At 70.2% G+C, this 19,090-nt stretch carries 19 protein-coding genes; 7 read left to right on the forward strand and 12 right to left on the reverse strand.

Features of this window, described 5'->3' with window-relative positions:
- Positions 1-56 precede the first annotated feature (56 nt).
- Together E1P53_RS01800 and E1P53_RS01805 are read right to left on the reverse strand one after the other, a co-directional pair.
- Positions 57-1,352, reverse strand: coding sequence for an AI-2E family transporter (locus tag E1P53_RS01800; protein WP_109237525.1), 1,296 nt, complete (start codon positions 1,350-1,352; stop codon positions 57-59).
- Between the two features lie 95 nt (positions 1,353-1,447).
- Positions 1,448-1,783 carry a hypothetical protein gene (locus E1P53_RS01805; RefSeq protein WP_006898689.1) on the reverse strand — a complete coding sequence of 112 codons (336 nt, stop codon included), beginning with the start codon at positions 1,781-1,783 and terminating at the stop codon, positions 1,448-1,450.
- A 105-nt stretch (positions 1,784-1,888) separates the two neighbouring features.
- Here E1P53_RS01805 and E1P53_RS01810 point away from each other — a divergent pair, with 105 nt between their 5' ends.
- The 4 genes from E1P53_RS01810 (at position 1,889) to E1P53_RS01825 (ending at position 6,489) form a co-directional block, all read left to right on the forward strand.
- On the forward strand, positions 1,889-3,442 hold the full coding sequence (locus E1P53_RS01810) for a DNA-3-methyladenine glycosylase 2 family protein (RefSeq protein ID WP_131733282.1): 1,554 nt from the start codon (positions 1,889-1,891) through the stop codon (positions 3,440-3,442).
- 155 nt (positions 3,443-3,597) lie between these two features.
- The gene (locus E1P53_RS01815; RefSeq protein WP_131733283.1) at positions 3,598-4,179 is read left to right on the forward strand and encodes a methylated-DNA--[protein]-cysteine S-methyltransferase; all 582 of its coding nucleotides are present in this window, start codon (positions 3,598-3,600) and stop codon (positions 4,177-4,179) included.
- Positions 4,180-4,292: 113 nt separating this feature from the next.
- Positions 4,293-5,519, forward strand: coding sequence for a DNA recombination protein RmuC (locus E1P53_RS01820; protein ID WP_131733284.1), 1,227 nt, complete (start codon positions 4,293-4,295; stop codon positions 5,517-5,519).
- 4 nt (positions 5,520-5,523) lie between these two features.
- Positions 5,524-6,489, forward strand: a complete 966-nt coding sequence (locus tag E1P53_RS01825) for a DUF6542 domain-containing protein (protein WP_165484385.1) — start codon at positions 5,524-5,526, stop codon at positions 6,487-6,489.
- Positions 6,490-6,579: 90 nt separating this feature from the next.
- On the opposite strand, the gene E1P53_RS01830 is transcribed toward E1P53_RS01825, so the two are convergent.
- The 6 genes from E1P53_RS01830 to trhO all read right to left on the reverse strand — a co-directional run bounded on the left by E1P53_RS01830 (position 6,580) and on the right by trhO (position 12,111).
- Positions 6,580-7,143, reverse strand: coding sequence for a nucleosidase (locus E1P53_RS01830; RefSeq protein WP_109237527.1), 564 nt, complete (start codon positions 7,141-7,143; stop codon positions 6,580-6,582).
- 104 nt (positions 7,144-7,247) lie between these two features.
- Positions 7,248-8,030 carry a fructosamine kinase family protein gene (locus E1P53_RS01835; protein WP_006898695.1) on the reverse strand — a complete coding sequence of 261 codons (783 nt, stop codon included), beginning with the start codon at positions 8,028-8,030 and terminating at the stop codon, positions 7,248-7,250.
- On the reverse strand, positions 8,027-8,950 hold the full coding sequence (locus E1P53_RS01840) for an SDR family oxidoreductase (RefSeq protein WP_040526179.1): 924 nt from the start codon (positions 8,948-8,950) through the stop codon (positions 8,027-8,029). The genes E1P53_RS01835 and E1P53_RS01840 overlap by 4 nt, the downstream gene beginning before the upstream one ends.
- A gap of 33 nt (positions 8,951-8,983) precedes the next feature.
- Positions 8,984-10,009 carry an N-acetylmuramoyl-L-alanine amidase gene (locus E1P53_RS01845; protein ID WP_109237468.1) on the reverse strand — a complete coding sequence of 342 codons (1,026 nt, stop codon included), beginning with the start codon at positions 10,007-10,009 and terminating at the stop codon, positions 8,984-8,986.
- Positions 10,010-10,162: 153 nt separating this feature from the next.
- Positions 10,163-11,278, reverse strand: a complete 1,116-nt coding sequence (locus E1P53_RS01850; RefSeq protein WP_131733285.1) for a CobW family GTP-binding protein — start codon at positions 11,276-11,278, stop codon at positions 10,163-10,165.
- The gene (trhO, locus tag E1P53_RS01855; RefSeq protein WP_131733286.1) at positions 11,266-12,111 is read right to left on the reverse strand and encodes an oxygen-dependent tRNA uridine(34) hydroxylase TrhO; all 846 of its coding nucleotides are present in this window, start codon (positions 12,109-12,111) and stop codon (positions 11,266-11,268) included. The genes E1P53_RS01850 and trhO overlap by 13 nt, the downstream gene beginning before the upstream one ends.
- A 106-nt stretch (positions 12,112-12,217) precedes the next feature.
- Between trhO and E1P53_RS01860 the strand changes: the two genes are divergently transcribed.
- From E1P53_RS01860 to E1P53_RS01870, 3 genes are all read left to right on the forward strand, one after another.
- Entirely contained in the window at positions 12,218-13,027 is an 810-nt protein-coding gene (locus E1P53_RS01860; RefSeq protein WP_006898700.1) for a hypothetical protein, read from the forward strand.
- 190 nt (positions 13,028-13,217) lie between these two features.
- Entirely contained in the window at positions 13,218-13,559 is a 342-nt protein-coding gene (locus E1P53_RS01865) for a histone-like nucleoid-structuring protein Lsr2 (RefSeq protein WP_006898701.1), read from the forward strand.
- A 112-nt stretch (positions 13,560-13,671) separates the two neighbouring features.
- On the forward strand, positions 13,672-14,718 hold the full coding sequence (locus E1P53_RS01870) for a PHP domain-containing protein (RefSeq protein ID WP_181954787.1): 1,047 nt from the start codon (positions 13,672-13,674) through the stop codon (positions 14,716-14,718).
- Here the strand turns inward: E1P53_RS01870 and E1P53_RS01875 are convergent.
- From E1P53_RS01875 to E1P53_RS01890, 4 genes are all read right to left on the reverse strand, one after another.
- Positions 14,672-15,904: a cation:proton antiporter gene (locus E1P53_RS01875; protein ID WP_131733288.1), complete on the reverse strand. Its 1,233-nt coding sequence runs from the start codon at positions 15,902-15,904 to the stop codon at positions 14,672-14,674. The genes E1P53_RS01870 and E1P53_RS01875 overlap by 47 nt on opposite strands.
- A gap of 45 nt (positions 15,905-15,949) precedes the next feature.
- Positions 15,950-17,044 (reverse strand): LLM class flavin-dependent oxidoreductase, encoded by a 1,095-nt coding sequence (locus E1P53_RS01880; RefSeq protein ID WP_131733289.1) that lies wholly within the window; start codon positions 17,042-17,044, stop codon positions 15,950-15,952.
- A gap of 73 nt (positions 17,045-17,117) precedes the next feature.
- Complete coding sequence (locus E1P53_RS01885) at positions 17,118-18,137, reverse strand: ABC transporter substrate-binding protein (RefSeq protein WP_371830983.1); 1,020 nt, start codon at positions 18,135-18,137, stop codon at positions 17,118-17,120.
- 96 nt (positions 18,138-18,233) lie between these two features.
- Positions 18,234-19,022 carry an ABC transporter ATP-binding protein gene (locus E1P53_RS01890; protein ID WP_006898707.1) on the reverse strand — a complete coding sequence of 263 codons (789 nt, stop codon included), beginning with the start codon at positions 19,020-19,022 and terminating at the stop codon, positions 18,234-18,236.
- Positions 19,023-19,090: the final 68 nt, after the last annotated feature.

Below are 19,090 nucleotides of genomic sequence, written 5' to 3' on the forward strand. Positions count from 1 at the left end.
ATCGGCACCGGCCACGACACCCGACGCTGCGTCGGGCAAGGCGGCGGCGCCGGCCGTCACTCCTTGGAGCGGAACCTGTCGAACGGGTTCTTCGAGCCTTTCGACCCGTCCTCGTCGGACACCCCGAGTTCGGTGTTCACCGGCGCCCCCTCGGGCGCCAGCGTCTCTCCGGCGCGTTCGGCGATCTGCTCGTTGATGTAGCGAAGCACCACGGCGAGCGAGGCGGCCGCGGGCACCGCCAGGAAGGCGCCGGTGATGCCGAACAGCGTGCCGCCGAGGGTCACCGACAACAGCACGATGACCGCGTGCAGGTCCATCGACTTCGCCTGCAGCCACGGCTGCAGGACGTTGCCCTCGAGCTGCTGCACCGCCAGGATGACGCCGAGCAGGATCAGCGCGGTGGTCAGGCCGTTGGAGACGAGCGCGATCAACACCGCGAGCGCGCCGGCCACGAAGGCGCCGACGATCGGGATGAAGCCGCCGAGGAAGGTGACCACCACCAGCACCCCGGCGAGCGGGACGCCCAGGACGAACAGGCCCACGCCGATGAGCGCGGCGTCGACGAAGCTGACGATCGCCTGCGTCCGGATGAAGCCGCCGAGGCTGTTCCACATGCGCAGCAGCACCTCGCCGAGGTGGGTGCCCGAGGGCTTGCCCACCGACCGGTCGAGCCACGGCACGAACTTGGGGCCGTCCTTGAGGAAGAAGAACACCAGCACGAAGGTCGTGAACAGGGTGACCAGCAGCGAGGTCGCGGTGCCGACCCCGCTGAACACGCCCGACGCGATGGTCGTGGCACTCGACTGCAGCTTGTGCGTGATCGTGTTGACGATGTTGTCGAGCTGTTCGTCGTTGATGTTCAGCGGCGGCCCCTGGACCCAGTCCTGGAGGCGTCGGATGCCCTCGATCGCGCGCGACGCCAGTTCCGGCGTCTGGTCGACGACCGACGGCACGATCAGCGCGATCACACCGGCCAGCACGCCGATGCCGACGAGCATCATCAACAACGACGCCGCGGCCGGCGGGACGTTGTGGTTGCGCAGCCAGCGCACCGGCGGCCACAGGATCGTGCACACGATGATCGCGAACAGCACCGGGAGCAGGACCACCCAGAATTTTCCGAGCAGCCACATGAGCACCCAGAGCGCGGCCACGACGAGCACGATCTCGGCCGACACGATCGCACAGGAACGCAGCCCGGCCAGCATCACCTGGGCCCGGGTCGGGAAGGCCTTCTCGTCGGAGCCGCCGAGAACCGCGTCGCCGCCGAGCACGGCGTCGGCTCCCACGGGGATGGAGTCTTCGGAACCGCTCGCGTCGTCCGCGCGCCGGTCGTCAGTGCTGTCAGTCACGCCGACGATCCTCACATACCGCGGTGACTTCGTCGGCTCGACGCGGCGATGGCGAGGTCAACATTCACCCGGACGCCACCCGCGTGTCCGGCGCGCTACCGCCGACGCAACTTGCGACCCAGGAACCGGATGAGCGAATTGATGGCCTCGAGTTCGGCGTCGACCTGGTTGAACGCCGCGGGAACGTCGTCGCGGCCATGCCTCTCGACCTCCGGGATGTCGTGTGACCGACTCCGATCGACAGGCTCCTCGACCCGTTCGCGATCCCACGGAACAGGCGCGACTGTCCGCTCGGTCTCTTCCCTGAGCGCACGCTTGATCGTCTCGCGGCCGTAGAGGCCCATCATCATCTCGAGGGCCCAGTCGGGCATCGAGGTGAGGGGCAGCTCGTCGTGCCGGCTCCCCCGCCGGCGATCGAACCGTGTGGACATGGCGACATGGTGCCACAGCGCTGTAAGCCAGGTCACAACATTCGACGCAGATGTCACGTCCGATTTCCGCCAGACCGGGAGCCCGCCGAGTGACACAGTGGAGCCGTGACCATCACGAGCACGGGACCGGCCGTCCTGGACTTCGACCGCTGTTACCGGGCGCTTCAGGCACGCGACGCCCGGTTCGACGGCCAGTTCTTCGTGGCGGTTCGCACCACCGGCATCTACTGCCGCCCCTCCTGCCCCGCCCAGACGCCCAGGCCCCACAACGTGTCGTTCGTGCTCACCGCCGCGGCGGCGCAGCAGCAGGGCTACCGCGCGTGCCGGCGCTGTGCCCCCGACTCCGTGCCGGGCTCGCCCATGTGGAACGCCAACGCCGACGTCGCGGCCCGCGCCATGCGGCTGATAGCCGACGGCGTCGTCGAGCGCGAAGGGGTTGCCGGCCTGGCCGCCCGGCTGCGGTACTCGCCGCGGCACCTGAACCGGGTCCTCACCGATCAGCTCGGGGCCGGCCCGTTGGCGCTGGCCCGTGCGCATCGCGCGACGAATGCGCGCGTCCTGATCCAGTGCACGTCGATGCCGATGGCCGACGTCGCGTTCGCCGCGGGCTTCGCCAGCGTGCGTCAGTTCAACGACACCGTCCGCGAGGTCTTCGGCCTCACCCCGACACAGTTGCGGCGGCTTCCCCGCGGTCGCAGCCGGACCCCGGTTTCGGTTCCCGGCGCCGTGAGCCTGCGCCTGCCGTTCCGGGCGCCCTATCGCTGGCAATGGATGCGGTGGTTCCTCGGCGCACACGCGGCGGCCGGCGTCGAGACCCTCGTCGACGATCCGCAGGCGCCACTCGGCTGGCGGTATCGGCGAGTCGTCCGGCTCCCCCACGGCCCGGCCGTCGCCGAGATCGAGCCGGGCAACGACCACGCGACGGTGCTGCTGTCGCACCTCGACATGCGCGATCTCGGAACCGCGGTGAACCGCGTGCGTCGCATGTTGGACCTCGATGCCGACATCCGGGCGGCGGAAGACGTTCTCGGCGCCGATCCGGCTCTCGCGCAACCTGTCCGGAGGGCGACCGGCCTGCGGGTGCCGGGCAGCGTCGACCCCGGCGAGACGATCATCCGCACCATGCTGGGTCAGCAGGTCAGCCTCGCCGCGGCCCGGCACCACGTCGAACGCCTCGTCGCCGAGCTCGGCGAACCACTGCACGACGCCGACACCGGCGACGCGCCCTCGCCCCACGCCCTTTCGCCCGTCACCCCGCCGCCCGAAGCCCCGCCGCCCGTCGCCTTCCCGAGCGCGGAGGCCATCGCCGCACGCGGACGCGAGGTGCTGCGCGGTCCTCGACGACGCGTCGAGGCCGTCGTCGCCGTCGCCGAGGCGCTTGCCGAGAACCGGGTGGAACCGCATGTGGGGGTCGACGCGTCTGAGTTACGTGCGCAACTGCTCGAGTTGCCCGGCATCGGCCCCTGGACCGCCGACCTCGTCGTCATGCGGGTGACCGGCGATCCCGATGTGTTGCTCGACGGCGACCTAGTCGTCTCACGGGCCGCGGCCGACCTCGGGCTCGACCTCCGCGACACAGCGCGATGGGCACCGTGGCGTTCCTACGCCTCGATGCACCTCTGGCACCACGCGCTCGCCGCCGCAGGCGAACACGTATGACGGGCAGACATCGACGCCAGGGCCACCGTTGCCGGACACGAGACGACCCCGCCGACCTGATGCAGGCCACCGGGACAGATTGCGGCAGAACCAGACCCGGCAGAACCTCCGAATCCCAAGACCTCCGAATCCCAGACCTCACCGCAAGGAGCGACATGTCCGCACCATCCGCCGTCACCTCCGCGACCACACCGTCCGACCCCGCCGCCGACTCGGGCGTCGGCCGCTTCGCGACCGTCGGCACCCCGAACGGACCGTTCACGCTGATCGCCGACCAGGCAGGTCGCGTCCTCGCCTCCGGCTGGACCGATGACCCCGCCTACCTGGCCGCGTTGGTCCACCGGTCGCTGCGCCCGACGACCCTCGAGCAGTCCGACGAGCTCGGCGACCTCACCGACGCCGTGACGGCGTACTACGCCGGAGACCTCGACGCACCCGCGCGAGTCCCGGTCGTCCAGCACTCCGGCGGCGCCTTTCTGACCCGGGCGTGGGACGCCCTGCGGACCGTCGCTGCCGGGAAGCCGGTGACGTACACGCAGTTCGCCCGACTCGCCGGCGAACCCGCCGCCGTCCGGGCGGCCGCGACCGCGTGCGCCCGCAATGCCGCCGCCCTCTTCGTCCCGTGCCATCGGGTCAGGCGCAGCGACGGATCGCTCGGCGGGTTCCGCTACGGCCTCGACACCAAGCAGTGGCTGCTCGAGTTCGAGGAACCCGAGGCCCCCGAACCGCAGGACTGACACGGGCCGCCGGGGCACGGCGCCCGGCCCGCCGCGCACCCTGCCCACCCCGGCATCCCGGTTCCGGTGCGGCCCGCCCGTGGTTGTCGGTGCCGTCGGACACCATCGGGGGCATGATCGCAGCAGCCCTGTCCCTCGTCCTCGGCGTCGTGCTCGGCATCGCACTCGGATGGTGGGCGCACGCCGCCCGCAGTTCCGCGGTGGTGGCCGCAGCCCGTGCCGAGGTCGAGATGTTGCGCGAGGGCCGCAACGAGGTGGCGTCGACACTGTCGTGGGCCACCGAGGACGCGGCACGCCGGCAGTCGACGGCCATCGGCAACCAGGTGCAGCACATCGTCGAGCCCCTCCGCTCCACGCTCTCGCAGCTCGCGGAGGAGTTGCGCCGGGTCGAGTCGAACCGGATCGGCGCCTATGCCGGGCTGACGGAGCAGGTGCGGGGCATCCACGCCGCTTCGGCGGCCCTCAACGAGCAGACCCGGCAATTGGCCAATGCGCTGCACAGTTCCCACGCGCGCGGGCGCTGGGGCGAGGTGCAGCTCGAACGCGTCGTCGAGCTGGCGGGGATGACCAAGCACTGTGACTTCAGCACGCAGGTGTCGCGGGCGGACAGGGTCTCCGGCGGCACCGTGCGACCCGATCTCGTCGTCCATCTCGCCGGCGGGCGCGACATCGTCGTCGATGCCAAGGTGCCGCTGGACGCCTACCTGCGGTCGGCGGAGACGACCGAGACGGCCACGCGTGACCGTCTCCTCGGCGAGCACGCGCGGGCGCTTCGCGCGCACATCGCGCGGTTGTCGGCGAAGGCCTACTGGTCGGCGTTCGACAACACCCCCGAGATGGTGGTCCTGTTCCTGCCCGCCGACGCGGTGCTCGAGGCCGCGGTGCGGACCGACCCCGACGTCCTGGAATACGGGTTCGCGCGGAACGTGGTCATCGCGACGCCGTCGACCCTCATCGCGCTCCTGCGCACCGTCGCCCTCGGCTGGCGTCACGACGCGATGGCGCGCGAGGCCGCGGTCATCCACGGTCTCGGCGTGGAACTGCACCAGCGCCTGGCCGCGGTCCTCTCCCATCTCGGGTCCCTGGGCACCTCGCTGCAGCGCACCGTCGACGCCTACAACTCGACCATCGGCTCGGTGGAGAGTCGCCTCGGCGTCACCGCGCGCCGCCTCGCGGAGCTCGACGCGCTCGGGGAGGTGGGTGAGCCGGAACGCCCCCGCGTGATCCACGACACCTGCCGATCGGCCGGATCGGCGGGCGCACCTGCGACGACGCCGGTCGGCGCGTCCACGCCACGCAGCGGCGGTGGAGCCTTTTCCGGTGACGAACCGGTACCGTGACCATGTGTCTTCCCCGCAACGTCTTCAGACCGCGGTGCCGCTGGACGAGCAGTCCGTGCTGCCCGCGGTCCGCGGTGTGCCGTGGTGGGGCGCTGTCCTCCTGGCCACCGGGATCACGGCCCTCGGCGCGGCGATCGACGCCGGCAGCAACGACTCGCTCGGCGGGATCTACAAGTTCTTCTACCTGGTCGGATGTGTGCTCGCCGCGCTGGCGGTACGCCGTCGGGCGCTGTTCACCGCCGGCGCGCAACCACCGCTGATCGCCTTCTTCGTCAGCATCGTGACCCTGTACGGACTGAACTCCGAGCAGGCGTCGTCGGGCCTCAAGAGCCTCATCTTCAAGGTCCTGCTCCCGGTCGCCGCCGATTTCCCGTGGATGGCGACCGTCTTCGTGGTCACCCTGGCCCTTGTTCTCGCACGCTGGTTCCTCACCCGAGACACGTCCATGCGGACGACCCCGGGCAAGCAGAGGTCGTCGGCCGCACGCACCGGCTCCCGCTCTGCCCGAGACCGGGCGGGCAAGAACGCCTCGGACACCGCGGATCGTCCGACGACGCGTCGCGCTCGGGACGGCTCCACCCCGACCCCCAGGTCCTCGGCCTCCAGGTCCTCGTCTTCCAAGACCGCGACGCCGAAGACCTCCACCGCGCGTTCGGCTTCTGCGAAGGCGGCCGGCGGGGCGTCGGAGTCGGGACGTCCGCGCCCGCCGCGCACCGGTGGCGGCAAGGATCGTCCCACCGCGTCGGCGCGCCCCTCGACCGTCGAGCGTCCCGCCGACCGTGAGCGTCCGGCCGGCGGGGACCGCGCCGCGACTGCACAGCGGGCCGCGTCGGCCGCACGACCCACGGTCGCCGATCTCGCCGCCCCCGAGCTGACCCCGTCGGATGCGCCGACCGCGGCCACCCATCCGGCGGCCCCGTCGTTCCCGACCTACGAGTCGAGCACGGACATCGCTGACACCCGCTCGTAGGGGCCGCCGAACCACTGTCGCCATTCCCTCCCGGGCTCGGTCGCCTCGAGGCGCGAGCCCGGGCGGGGGTGGCGATCGCCGTCTGCGGGCTCAGCCGTAGACGTGGGTCTCGACCCACTCGCCGAGGCGGCGGGCAGCTGCGTCGACGAGGTCCGGCCACTCCATCGCACCCTCGTCGGCGTTGTCGGTGACCGCCTTGACCAGCCTGCACGTGACCCCGAACTCCGCGCTGACGTGTGCCACCGCGCAGCCCTCCATGTCGACGAGATGGGCGTGCCGCGCCAGTTCGGCACGACGCACCGGGTCGGCGACAAAGGTGTCGCCCGAGGCGAGGACCGTGCCGTCCCCGTCCGGGAGCTCCCAGCGGTCGGTCATGTCGTAGCCCATCGCGCGGAGCTCGGCGCTGCTGATGTCGTGTTCGAGCACGGCCGACGGCACGAACAGGTCCCGTCCGTCGCCGACGACCTCGTCGCGCAGCGCTCCCGCGGTGCCGATGTTGATCACCTGCCGGACCGGCGGCCCGGATGCCAGTTCGCGGCTCAGCGTCATCGTGGCCCGAACCTTGCCGATCCCGGTGACCAGCAGCCGCGCACCGGACGGCACGTGCCGGGCCTCGGCGTGCGTCGCGGAGACGATCAGGACATTCTCGGGCAGCAGTTCACCGGTCACCGGCTGATTATCGCCTGCCCGCGCTGCACGCGGGCACCGGCGCCGCCCATACGGAGCGCGGTCCCGGCCGGCACCGGAGAGTGCGCGACTCAACCGCGGGCGAGCGCCAGCACCGCGCGAGCCGCGCGCCCGAGCGCCGTGCCGTAGCTGGGGCCGTGTCCGGCGGCGTGCACCGCCAGCGGATGCAGCTGATGAACCTCGATGCGGTCCTGCCAGCCCTCCACCAGCGGATGGACGTCCTCGTAGCCGGCGAGGATGTCGCCGAGCAGCGGACAGCCGAACAGGGCGAGCATCGCGAGATCGGTCTCGCGGTGCCCGCCGTGCGCGGCCGGATCGATCATCACTGCTCCACCCGATGTCCACTGCACGTTGCCGTTCCACAGGTCGCCGTGGATGCGGGCCGGCGGTTCGTCGTCGTCGAAGACGCCGGAGGCGATGAGTTCGCACGCCTGCCGCACCGCATCGTGGTCGGCGGCGGTCAGGTACCCGGCGTCCAGCGCCGGGCGCAGGTAGGGCTCGACGCGCTCACGCGCGTAGAACTCGCCCCAGGTGTCGTATTCGACGGAGCTGAGCGTCCGGCGCCCGATGAACAGCTGGCCGCGATGACCGTCGGGAGGCGAGCCGAAACGCGGCGCCCCGGCGTCGTGCGTGCGCGCGAGCGCCGCCCCGAACTCGCGCGCCGCACGGCGGTCGGGCCGGGCGGAGTCCAGCAACTCGAGTTCGATGGCGTCGACGCCCACCCGCAGCACCCTCACCACCGGCGCCCCGGCGGCGGCGAGCCAGCGCAGTCCGGCGGCCTCGGCCGCGAAGAAGTCCGGATGACCGCCGGGCGGACCGCTGTCCCGCAGCGTCTTCCGGAAGACGCGACTCACTGCGCGGGATGCTCGTCGCGGGCGCGCGCCTCGAGTGCGGGACCGCTCACGCGTGCGAGCCGATCGAACCGGTCGTTGGCCACCCGCATCACGATCTCGTAGGGCAGGGCGAACTTCCGCGCCCACCAGTACCCGAAGCGGATGTCGAAGGACGTGTAGACCATGAAGCGGTTCTTGCGCACGCCCTTGAGGATCGCCGCGGCCGCCTTCTCCGGCGACACCGCGATCTTGTGGAAGCCGTCGATGGCGGACTTGACCCGCGGGTCCTCGCGGTTGACGCCGACGATCTGCACGGTGTCGACCAGCGGCGTGTCCACTCCGCCGGGACACACCAGCGACACCCCAATGCGGTGACGACGCAGATCGAATCGCAGCACCTCGGAGACCCCGCGCAAGCCGAACTTGCTCGCGCTGTAGGCGGCATGCCACGGGAGCGCGAGCAGGCCCGCAGCCGACGACACGTTGACGATGTGCCCGCCCTGACCGCGCCGCACCATCTGCGGCACAAAGCATTCGATGATGTGGATCGGCCCCATGAGGTTGACGTCGACCATCGACTTCCAGTGCCGGTGCTCGAGGTTCTCGACGGTGCCCCAGGCGGAGATCCCGGCGATGTTCATCACCACGTCCATCACGCCCACCTCGGCGTCGACCTGGCGGCCGAAGCTGCGCACCCACTCATAGTCGGAGACGTCGCCGGCGACGTGGTAGAGCACCGTGCCGCCGGCGCGTGTGATCTCGTCCACCACGGCGTCGAGCCGGTCCGCGTGCAGGTCGGTGAGCACGAGCTCGGCCCCCTGCGCCGCGGCCGCCTCGGCGGTCGCCTTGCCGATACCGCTGGCGGCGCCGGTGATCAACACCTTGCGTCCGCGCAGCGAGGGAACGGGCGTGTCCATCACCAGGAGATCTCGAAGACCCATGAGCCCGAGGTTAGCCGTCCGCGACCGTCCGGCTCAGCCGATCGGCAGCTTCCCGTCGAAGAGCCCGTACAGGATCGTCAGCATCGCCTTGAGGACCTGGGCGGACACGTCCTGGCCCTGTGTCGACAACAGCTGCAGCACGTCCTCGGAGTCCTGGCTGGCGAGCAACTGCTGGACGAACGGGATGACCGACGCCAGGCCGCTCGCGTCGTCGTATTGCGGCTGCGCCGGCGCGGGTCCGGTACCGGTCACCGCATTGCCGTTGACGTACTTCAGGATTCCGTCGGTGATCGCCAGCGCGTACTTCACCTGACCCTCGCGCCCGGACAGGGCGGCCGCCTCGGACGGATTGGACAGGTTGCCCATCTCGATGAAGACGGCCGGCACCTTGGTCAGGTTGACCGCGGCGATGTCCGAACGGGTCTGGATGCCGTTGTTCACCCCGGCGTAGTTGGCGGGCGGGAATCCGGCGGCGAGGAACGCGTCGCGCATGATCTCCGACGCCTTGCGCCCCTGCTCCGATTGGACGCGGTTGACGGTCGGGTCCGGGATCGGCAGCGACGGCACGATCATGTGGAAGCCCTTCTTGCCGGCGTCCGCGCCGCGACTGGTCGAGTCGGCGTGCAGGCTCACCGCGACGGAGGCCCCGGAACGGCTCGCGGCTGCGGCACGCTCGTCGACGCACCCGCCCCAGCCGGTGTCATCGGGACGGCTGAGCACCACGCGTGCGCCCTGGCTCTCGAGGCCGGCCTTCACCAGCTGGCTGATCTGCCAGTTGATGGTGTGCTCCTTGGCTCCGTTGACGCCCGTCGCGCCGGTGGTCTGGCAGTCCTTCTTGCCGCCGCGGCCGTCGGGGACCTGCTCGTTCAGGTTGTGCCCGGCGGAGCTCCCCTGGTGACCCGGGTCGAGGAAGATCGTCTTCCCGGCCAGCGCGGTACCGCGGGCAGGCTCGGCCTGCGCGGGCGCCACGGTCAGGTTCGACGCCACCACGGTCGACGCCACCGCAGCCGCGACGAGGGCGGTCGTCATCATGCGCTTCTTCATCACGTTCTGGAACATCCGCGTTTCAAGGCGATGGCCTCAGCCGACCCGGCCGGGACCGTACGCCTCACTCCTCCCGTTAGACACATTGGTCACACTGGTCACAGACTTCACAGTGAAACAGGAGTTACAGAGAATGCGAAATGGCCGACCAGGCAGAACGGGATTTCGTTAGCCAAGTGTGACATCAGGGTCGGCGTGTCGCGTGATCTGCGACACATCCGGGGTTTCGGGCACGTGCCGCAACACACTCAGGATGCCGTTGGGGTCTGCCGGGTCGTCCGTTCTCGTGACGACGCCCTCGAGTTCGGCGAGGACGGCGTCCCGATCCATCCCCCGCCCGATGGCGACGAGTTCGGTGGCGGGAGTCGCCCCGGCCCAGGACTCACGTTCGACCCGGATGAATCCGCCCACCCCGTGGACGACGAACTTCTGCCGGTACCGCGGCACGTCGAAATGGACGATGCCCTTGATCCGGAAACACCCTGCGGGCGGGCGCTCCAGGAAGCGCGCCAGCCGACGCGGGTGAAGCGGCTCGCCGCTGTGGAAGGACACCGACTCGTATCCGGCGTGCAGATGCTCGTGATGGGACTCGGCGGCCTCCTCGAGCAGGAGCTCGTCGAGCGTGAGCTGCCCGCTGCGCGGTTCGTCGGGTGCCGCCTCGTCGACGTCGAACAGCAGCGCCGGGTCGATCCGCGCCTGCGTCGTCGGGATCGCGGCGGCGGTCGGGTTGAGCTGCCCCACAAGCGCTTCGACGCGGCGTCGCGCGTCGTCGGCGATCAGGTCCGCCTTGTTGACGAGGATCAGGTCGGCGATCGCGATGTGCGAGTCGATCTCGGGGTGTTCGGCGCGCACGGCGTCGATGTTCGCGGCGTCGACGACGTAGACCAGCCCGCCGTAGCGCAGGCGGGGGTCGGCGAGGGCGGCCACCATGCGGATGAGCGCCTTCGGCTCGGCGATGCCGCTCGCCTCGATGACGATCGCGTCGATCCCCGCGCCCGGCCGCACCAACGACACCAGCGCGTCCTCGAGGCCGTCGGCGTCGACGGTGCAGCACATGCACCCGTTGCCGAGGCTGACGGCGCCGTCGGCCTGCGCGGACACCAGCAGGGCGTCGATATTCACCGCCCCGAAGTCGTTCACGAGCACGCCGAGCCGGGTCCCGGATGCGCCGGCCGTGCGGAGCAGATGGTTGAGCAGGGTCGTCTTGCCCGACCCGAGGAAGCCGGCGACCACGATCACCGGCACCGGCGGCCGGGACGGGCGGGCTCCGCTCAGCCCAGGCATGCCGGGCAGATCACGGCGAGGTCCCGACCCTCCCGGTCGGGGTGGTTGGCCACATTGCTGGTGGACGCGCCGCACTCGACGCAGGTACCGATGTCCTCGGCCTCGTCGGAGAACGTCATGCTCATCCGGTTGTCGAAGACGAAGAGCGATCCGCGCCAGAGACCCTTGTCCCGGAATCGCTCTCCGTAGCGGACGATGCCGCCGTCGAGCTGGTAGACCTCGTTGAAACCCCGCTTGCGCATGACCGCGGTCAGCACCTCGCAACGCACCCCGCCGGTGCAGTAGGTGACGACCGGACGGTCCTTGAGATGGTCGTAGGCCCCGCTCTCGATCAGCGGGACGAAGTCGCGCGTGGTCCGCGCCTTGGTGACGACGGCACCCTCGAAGCGTCCGACCTGGGCCTCGATCTCGTTGCGGCCGTCGAAGAAGACGACCTCGTCGCCGCGCTCCTCGACGAGCCGGTGCACGTCGTCGGGCGCGAGACGCACCCCGCCGCCGACCACGCCGTTCTCGTCGACCTCGATCTCGTCCGGGACGCCGAAGGTGACGATCTCGGGGCGCGTCCGGACGCTCAATCGGGGGAAATCGTCACCCGTGCCGTCGGACCATTTGATGTCGGCGTCGGCAAAGCCCGGATACGACTTGGTGGCCCGGACGTAGCGCTTGACGTCCCTGATGTCGCCGCCGACCGTGGCATTGATCCCCTGCCGTGACACGATGATCCTGCCCCGCAGCCCTAGTGACTCGCAGACCGACTGCTGCCACAATCGAATGGCTTCTGGATCGGGAAGCGGGACGAAGACGTAGAACAGAACGATCTTGGGGGTCGACACAATGCAAGGGTACGGAAATCGGCAGAGACCACCCGTACGCCTCCCCCTCCCCGCCGGCTCGTGGCGGCCTGCCCATTTCGGTCGGATTCTCGGCGGGTTCGCGACCGTGGCGGCCGCGACCCTCGTGACCGTGGCGGGTTGTTCCCTGCCCACCGACACCGCGCCTTCGCGAATCGTCATCCCGACGACCGACCCGTTGTCGACGATCACCGAGGTGGAGTCGGCGACCGCGACGAGCAGCACGACGCGCGAGGACCGCGCCGAGAATCTCCCGGATTGGACCATCGGGCGGGTCGTCGCCCTGGCCCCGCGGGTGGACAATTCCCGTTTTCACCAGGGGGCGGTGACCCCGGATTCGCCGATACAGGAGTCGTCGGGCTTCCATTTCTCCACCCCGGACCGGTCGGTCAATTGCTCGACCGGGACCAGCGGCACGGGCGCGCTCGCGTGCCGGATCAATGACGACGCCGGCGCGGGCCGCTCCTCGCGGGCCAACCGGCCCACCGCGACCTCCGGCGCATGTGAGTGGGCCTCCGATTACGTGATCCTGAGTTCGGACGGACCACAACGCGGCGCCTGCGCCAATCGCTATCCCGTTCTCTACCGATCCACGATTGTCGACTACGGGCACACGATTTCCGTATCGCGATTCTCCTGCCTGGTGGAGAGGGTCGGCCTGTTCTGCCTCGAATCGCGCTCCAAATCCGGTTTCGCGGTGACGCCCGACGGTTATCGGCCCATCTACTCCGCAGATCGGGCGCCCGAAGATCTCGTCCCCCTCTCGGATGAGGAAACCGATATCTCGACCCGGGGTGCGACGCCGATCACGCCCACAACCCGGGCCACCGACGCCACATCCCGCGATCGGACACGCCCGACACTTCCTACGAGCACCAGCACAGAGCCCACTCGCTGAGAATTGCCGTGTCTCCGCTTCCCTCATCCATTTGAGTACTTTATGGTCTAGGCGGGGGTTCTCAGCAGCTGCTCAACATTCGTGGCTAGTCTGTGTACCGAGAAAAAGATCAATACGGGGCGGATAAGGTTTGATAGGCCTTACACATCCCGTGCTGGTCGCATGACACAAATCGAGGGGAAAGCGTTTCATGGCAAAGAAGGAAATCGTTCAGGTCATCGATGATCTCGATGGCAAGGTTCTTGATCAGTACGAAACCGTTCGCTGGTCACTCGACGGCAAGAATTACGAGTTCGACACCTCGGCCAAGCACGCTCAGCAATTCCGCGATTCGCTGCAGAAGTACCTCGAGGTCTCGCGCCAGGTCGGTCGCACCACCAAGCGCGCGTCGACCACGACGACCTCGTCGGGCGGCCGCAACAAGGAGACCACCAAGGCGATCCGCGAGTGGGCCATCCGCGAGGGCTACGAGCTCAGCGATCGCGGCCGCATCCCCCAGAGCATCATCGATGCCTTCGAGGCCGCGCACTGACGCGTGACACCACAGATCTCTCCTGCCGCCCGGCCGCACTCGTTGCGCCGGGCGGCAGGCGTCTGCGCCCGGCACCGCCGCCCATCGGCCCGATGACGCCCGGCAGCCCGCGGTGAGGCCGCTGACGCCCCTGTCTCCCCCGGTGGACCCGGTGGAGGCGCTCACCCGCATCTCGTGGCTGCTCGAGCAGCGCCGCGAGAGCAGCTACCGGGTGGAGGCATTCCGGCGGGCCGCCCGGGCGGCCGCGCAGACGGGACCGGACGATCTACGCGCCAGGTCCGCCGCCGGAACCCTCACGTCCGTGAAGGGCATCGGGAAGACCACCGCGACCGTGATCTCCCAGTCCCTCGCCGGCGAACTGCCCGACTACATTTCGCGGCTGCAGGCCGAGGACGCTCCCCATCCGCCCGGGGGCGCCGACGACATGGTCGCGGCGATCATCGGCGATCTCCACGCGCACACGGACTTCAGCGACGGCGGGGCGCCCGTCGAGGAGATGGCCGACGCCGCGGTGGCCTTCGGGCACGAGTGGCTCGCCATCACCGACCATTCACCGCGCCTCACGGTCGCCAACGGGCTGAGTGCCGAGCGGCTGGCCGCCCAGATCGAGGTGATCGACGCGTGGAATGACGACCACACCGGCGAGTTCCGGCTCTTGCGCGGCATAGAGATCGACATCCTCGACGACGGGGCACTCGATCAGTCCGACGAGATGATCTCCCGCCTCGACGTGGTGACCGCGTCGGTCCACTCGAACCTGCGGATGGCCCACTCCCCCATGACGGAGCGGCTCGTCACCGCGGCGTCGGACCCGCGGGTGCACGTCCTCGGACACTGCACCGGCCGGCGGGTGCTGTCCGGACGCGGGCATCGTCCGCCGTCGACCTTCGACGCCCGCACCGTCTTCGAGGCGTGCGCGGCGCACAACACCGCCGTGGAGATCAACTCGCGTCCCGAACGCGTCGACCCGCCCGACGACCTGATCCGCATCGCTCTCGACGCCGGGTGCCTGTTCGCCGTCGACTCCGACGCACACGCCCCTGGACAGCTGGAGTTCAAGGTGCTCGGCGCCCGGCGCGTCGTCGAGCACGGCATCGATCCCGACCGGATCGTCACGACCTGGTCGGCAGACCGGTTGTCGGACTGGCTGTCCCGATGAGGCGCGCGATCAGCGGGAACAGCAGGACCGTGGTCGCACCGGCGGCGACCAGGGTCGAGGCCAGCGACTGACCCATGAGTCCGGAGTCGACGGCGACCTCGGTGACCGCGACGATGATCGGCAGGCCCGTCGCCGCGAACAGCGCGAGCCGAGTCCGTTCCCGCGGGTGCCGCAGGAAGTGGCCGTCGTCGACGAAGCGCGCGCCGAACCACACGGGAAGTCCGCGCGCGACCGCGATGGCCAGGACGAGCACCATCCAGGTGCCCGGCATGGCGGCGACCGCGGTGACGTCGATGTTCATGCCGGAGGTGACGAAGAAGATCGGGATCAGGACACCGAACCCGATGACCTCGAGCGACCTTCCGATCTCCGGGTGCTCGGGACCGATGAGCCGGCGCAGGATCAGCCCGGCCGCGAACGAGCCGAGGACGACGTCGAGGTCGAACACGGCGGCGACGGTCATCAGGGACACGAGCAGCAGCATCACCACCCGGACCGGCAACTGCACGGTCCCGCCGGACATCCGGGTGACCGCGGTGCCGATCCACGGCGCACGGGAGAGGACGGCGCCCGGGGTGATGGCGACCAGGAGCGCGGCGACCCCGAAGAGCACCAGCACGACGATCGCGCCGGCGATGCCGCGGCTGGTCAGCAGCAACGACATCGCGAGCACCGGACCGAGCTCGCCGACGGCGCCGTGGGCCATCACCGCACGCCCGAGCACGCTGCGGTCGAGACCCGCCTGCTTGAGGATCGGCAGGAGGGTGCCGAGGGCGGTCGACGTGAGGGCGATCGCGATGGCGATGTGCGCCGTGAACCCCGCCTGACCGAGCCCCATCGAGAAGGCCGCGGCCACCGACGCCCACGCGACGAGCAGTCCGATCAGCCAGGACGCCTGCGCGACGCGACCGGTCCTGCCCGACAAGAGCTTCGGGTCCAGTTCGTAGCCCGCGAGCAGGAACAGCATGCCGAGCCCGAGCTCGCTGAGCATGTCCAGCCCGTCGCGCCCGGCCCATCCGAGGGCATGCGGACCGACGACGACCCCGAACGCCAGCAGCAGCACGGCGTCGGGCACATAACCGCGCGACAACCTCGACAGCAGCGGGGAGACGACGGCGATGGCGAAGATCCAGAAGAGCGACTCGATCATCGACACATCGGCCGCGCCCGCCTCGGCAAGGAGCATGGGGAACATCCTGGCACGACCGGGTTCCCCCGGCCGGGTTCGGCGCTACGCCAGGGCGCCGACCCGATCCCGCAGCACGGGCAGCACGCCCTCGGCGAACCAGTGCGCCTCCTCGACGTGCGGATACCCGGACAGGATGAAATGGGAGAAACCCTGCGCCTCGTATTCACCGATGAGCGAGGCGACCTCGGCATGGCTGCCCACGAGTGCGGTACCGGCTCCCCCGCGGATCAGTCCGACGCCGGCCCACAGGCCGGGGTGGATCTCCAGTGCGTCGCGCCGTCCGCCGTGCAGTTCGGCCATCCGCCGCTGACCGGTGGAGTCCGATCTCGAGTGCAGTGCGAACGCGGTCGCGATCTCGTCGTCGGTGATGTCGGCCAGCAGCGCGTCGGCGACCCGCCACGCCTCCTCGGACGTCTCTCGCGCGATGACGTGCAGGCGCACGCCGTACTCGAGGGTTCGGCCCTCGGCGGCGGCGCGGCGGGCCACCTCGGCGATCTTCGCGCCCGCCACCGCCGGCGGCTCACCCCACGTCAGGTAGACCTCGGCGTGCTGCGCGGCGACGGTCAGCGCGGGGTCCGACGAGCCGCCGAAGAAGATCCGCGGACGCGTCTCGGGCGGATCGGCGAGGAACGCGCCGGCGATTCGGTAGAACTCGCCGTCGAAGTCGACGGTCTCCCCGTCCCACAGGCGTTCGACGATCTCCAGGAACTCGGCGGTTCGCGCGTACCGGCGATCGTGGTCCACCCAGTCGCCGAAGCGGCGCTGTTCCACCTCGTCGCCGCCGGTCACGATGTTGACCGCCACGCGCCCGCCGGAGAACCGTTGCAGGGTGGCGGCCTGCTGCGCGGCGAGGGTGGGTGAGATCAACCCCGGCCGGAATGCGACGAGGAACGTCAACTGCCGCGTGTGGGTGACCGCCGCTGCGGTGGTGAGCCACGCGTCCTCGCACCAGGTCCCGGTCGGCGTGAGCACGCTCTCGTAACCGAGCCGGTCGGCGGCGCGGGCGACGTCGATCAGATAGGGCAACTCGGGAGCGCGATAACCCGGCGGATGCCGTTTGGTGGCCGAGGCGTGTGACGCCCCGACGATCCCGCGGCTGTCACCCGCTGTGGGCAGGAACCAGTGGAAGTGGCTCATGGTCGTCGATTCCCTTCGGTGGCCGGGTTGGTCGGTGTGGGTGTGGACGGGATCGGGGCACGTGCGCCGGCGATCACGACGCAGGTTGCTCGAAGTACTCCGCGAGGGCCGGGTCGTAGCGGTTGTCCACGAAGTCGGCGAACGTCAGATCTCCCTGGAGCTGACCGGATTTGGTGAAGGCGTCGGCAAGTTGCTGCTGGGATGCGACGACCGAGTCGTCGAGTGCGATGGCCGGACGCAGACTCCGTCCCTGGGCGAGTCTGCCCGCCTCGGGGTCGATCCCGACCTCCGCGGAGTACTTCTGCGCCCACTCGTCGGGGTTGGCCCGGGCCCACGTCGCCGCGCGGGCGATACCGAGCACGAGTTCGCGGACCGCGGTGTTGCGGCGCGGGTCCGCGAGGGCCTGGTCGGAGGCGATGCCGAAGCCGTACCCGTCGGACACCCCCGAGGCCGTCACCAGGGTCCTGGGCTTGTTCTCGAGCTGCACGATCGCCGTGTACGGGTCCCAGATCGCCCAGGCGTCGACGTTTCCGGAGGTGAAGGCGGACAGCGCATCGGCCGGCTGGAGGAACACCGGCTCGACGTCCTTGCCCGGGCCGAGGGTCAACCCGGCCCTGTCGAGCTGGAGCAGCAGGTGGCCGTGGGCGGAGCTGCCCTTGGCGACGGCCACCTTCTTGCCCGCGAGATCGCCGACCGAGGAGAGGGTCGAGGAACCCGGGACCAGGATCGCGTCGCCCTCGGCGTCGTTGGCGTACCCGGAGACGACCTTGACCTTCGCGTTCGACGCCGCGCCGAAGATCGGCGGGGTGTTGCCGGTGACGGCGAAGTCGATCTTTCCCGCGGTGGCCGCCTCGATCTGCGGCGGCCCGGAGGTGAAGGTGGAGAACTCGACCTCGAAGGGCAGCTTCTCGAGCTCGCCGGAGGCCCGCAGCAGCGCCTCGGTGCCGCCCTTCTGATCTCCGACGCGGAGGGTGAGGCCCGACAGCGAGCCGACCTCGACGGTCTCGTTCGCGATCTCGGCGGTGGCGTCATCTCGCTGAACGCAGCCGGCCAGACCGAATGTGAGTGCGGCAGCGGCCATCACGGCCGCCATCACGCGTCTGCGGCGCGGGCGGAGTCGGTGCGGGTGTGGGGACACGTCGGTGTGCGTCATCGAGGCTCTTTCGGTGGGTCGAGCGTGTGGACAGGGTCAGTTCGCGGTGTCGGCGACGCCGAGCGCGGCCAGCAGTTGCGTTCGCAGACGGGCGATCTCGGGAACGGCGTCGTCGAGTCCGGCGCGCGGTTCGGGAACGGCGATGTCCTCGACGATCCGTCCGCCGGCGAGGACGACGACGCGATCGGCGAGGCGCAGCGCCTCGTCGACGTCGTGTGTCACCAGAAGTGCGCCGAACCCGTTGTCGCGCCACAGCTTGATGAGCAGTTCGTGCATGGTGCGGCGGGTGAGCGCGTCGAGGGCGCCGAACGGCTCGTCGAGCAGCAGCAGGCGGGGACGCGCGACGAGGGCCCGGGCGAGTGAGACGCGTTGCGCCTGACCACCGGACAGCCGGCCGGGCCATGTCCCGACCTTGTCCGCGAGACCGACCTCCTCGAGGGTGCGGCGCGCACGTTCGGCGGCCTCGGCCCGGCCGACCTTCTCACGGACGAGTCCGTGGACGACGTTCTGGAGCACCGTCCGCCACGGGAACAGCCGCGGTTCCTGAAAGGACACCGCCGGGAACCCGGCGGTGCGGACGGTGCCGGTCTCGGTCTGGGCCAGGCCGGCGAGCAGCCGCAACAACGTGGACTTCCCGCTTCCGCTGCGGCCGATCAGCGCGACGATCTCGCGCTCGCCGACACGCAGGGTGACGTCGCGCAGGACGGTGTTGTCGCCGTATCGCAGACTCGCGTTCTGCACCTCGGCGGCGGGGCGACCGACGGCACGTCCGGTCTCGGGCGGGCCTGCGGTGATCTCGAGGTCGCGGGTCGCGATGGCGGTCATGGCGGGACCTTTCCTGCTCGGTCGGACACTCTGCGGACGAAAACTGTTCGGATGGAGACCGTTCGGGC

It is taken from the genome of Gordonia paraffinivorans (assembly GCF_900683595.1).
GTDB classification, from domain to species: domain Bacteria; phylum Actinomycetota; class Actinomycetes; order Mycobacteriales; family Mycobacteriaceae; genus Gordonia; species Gordonia paraffinivorans.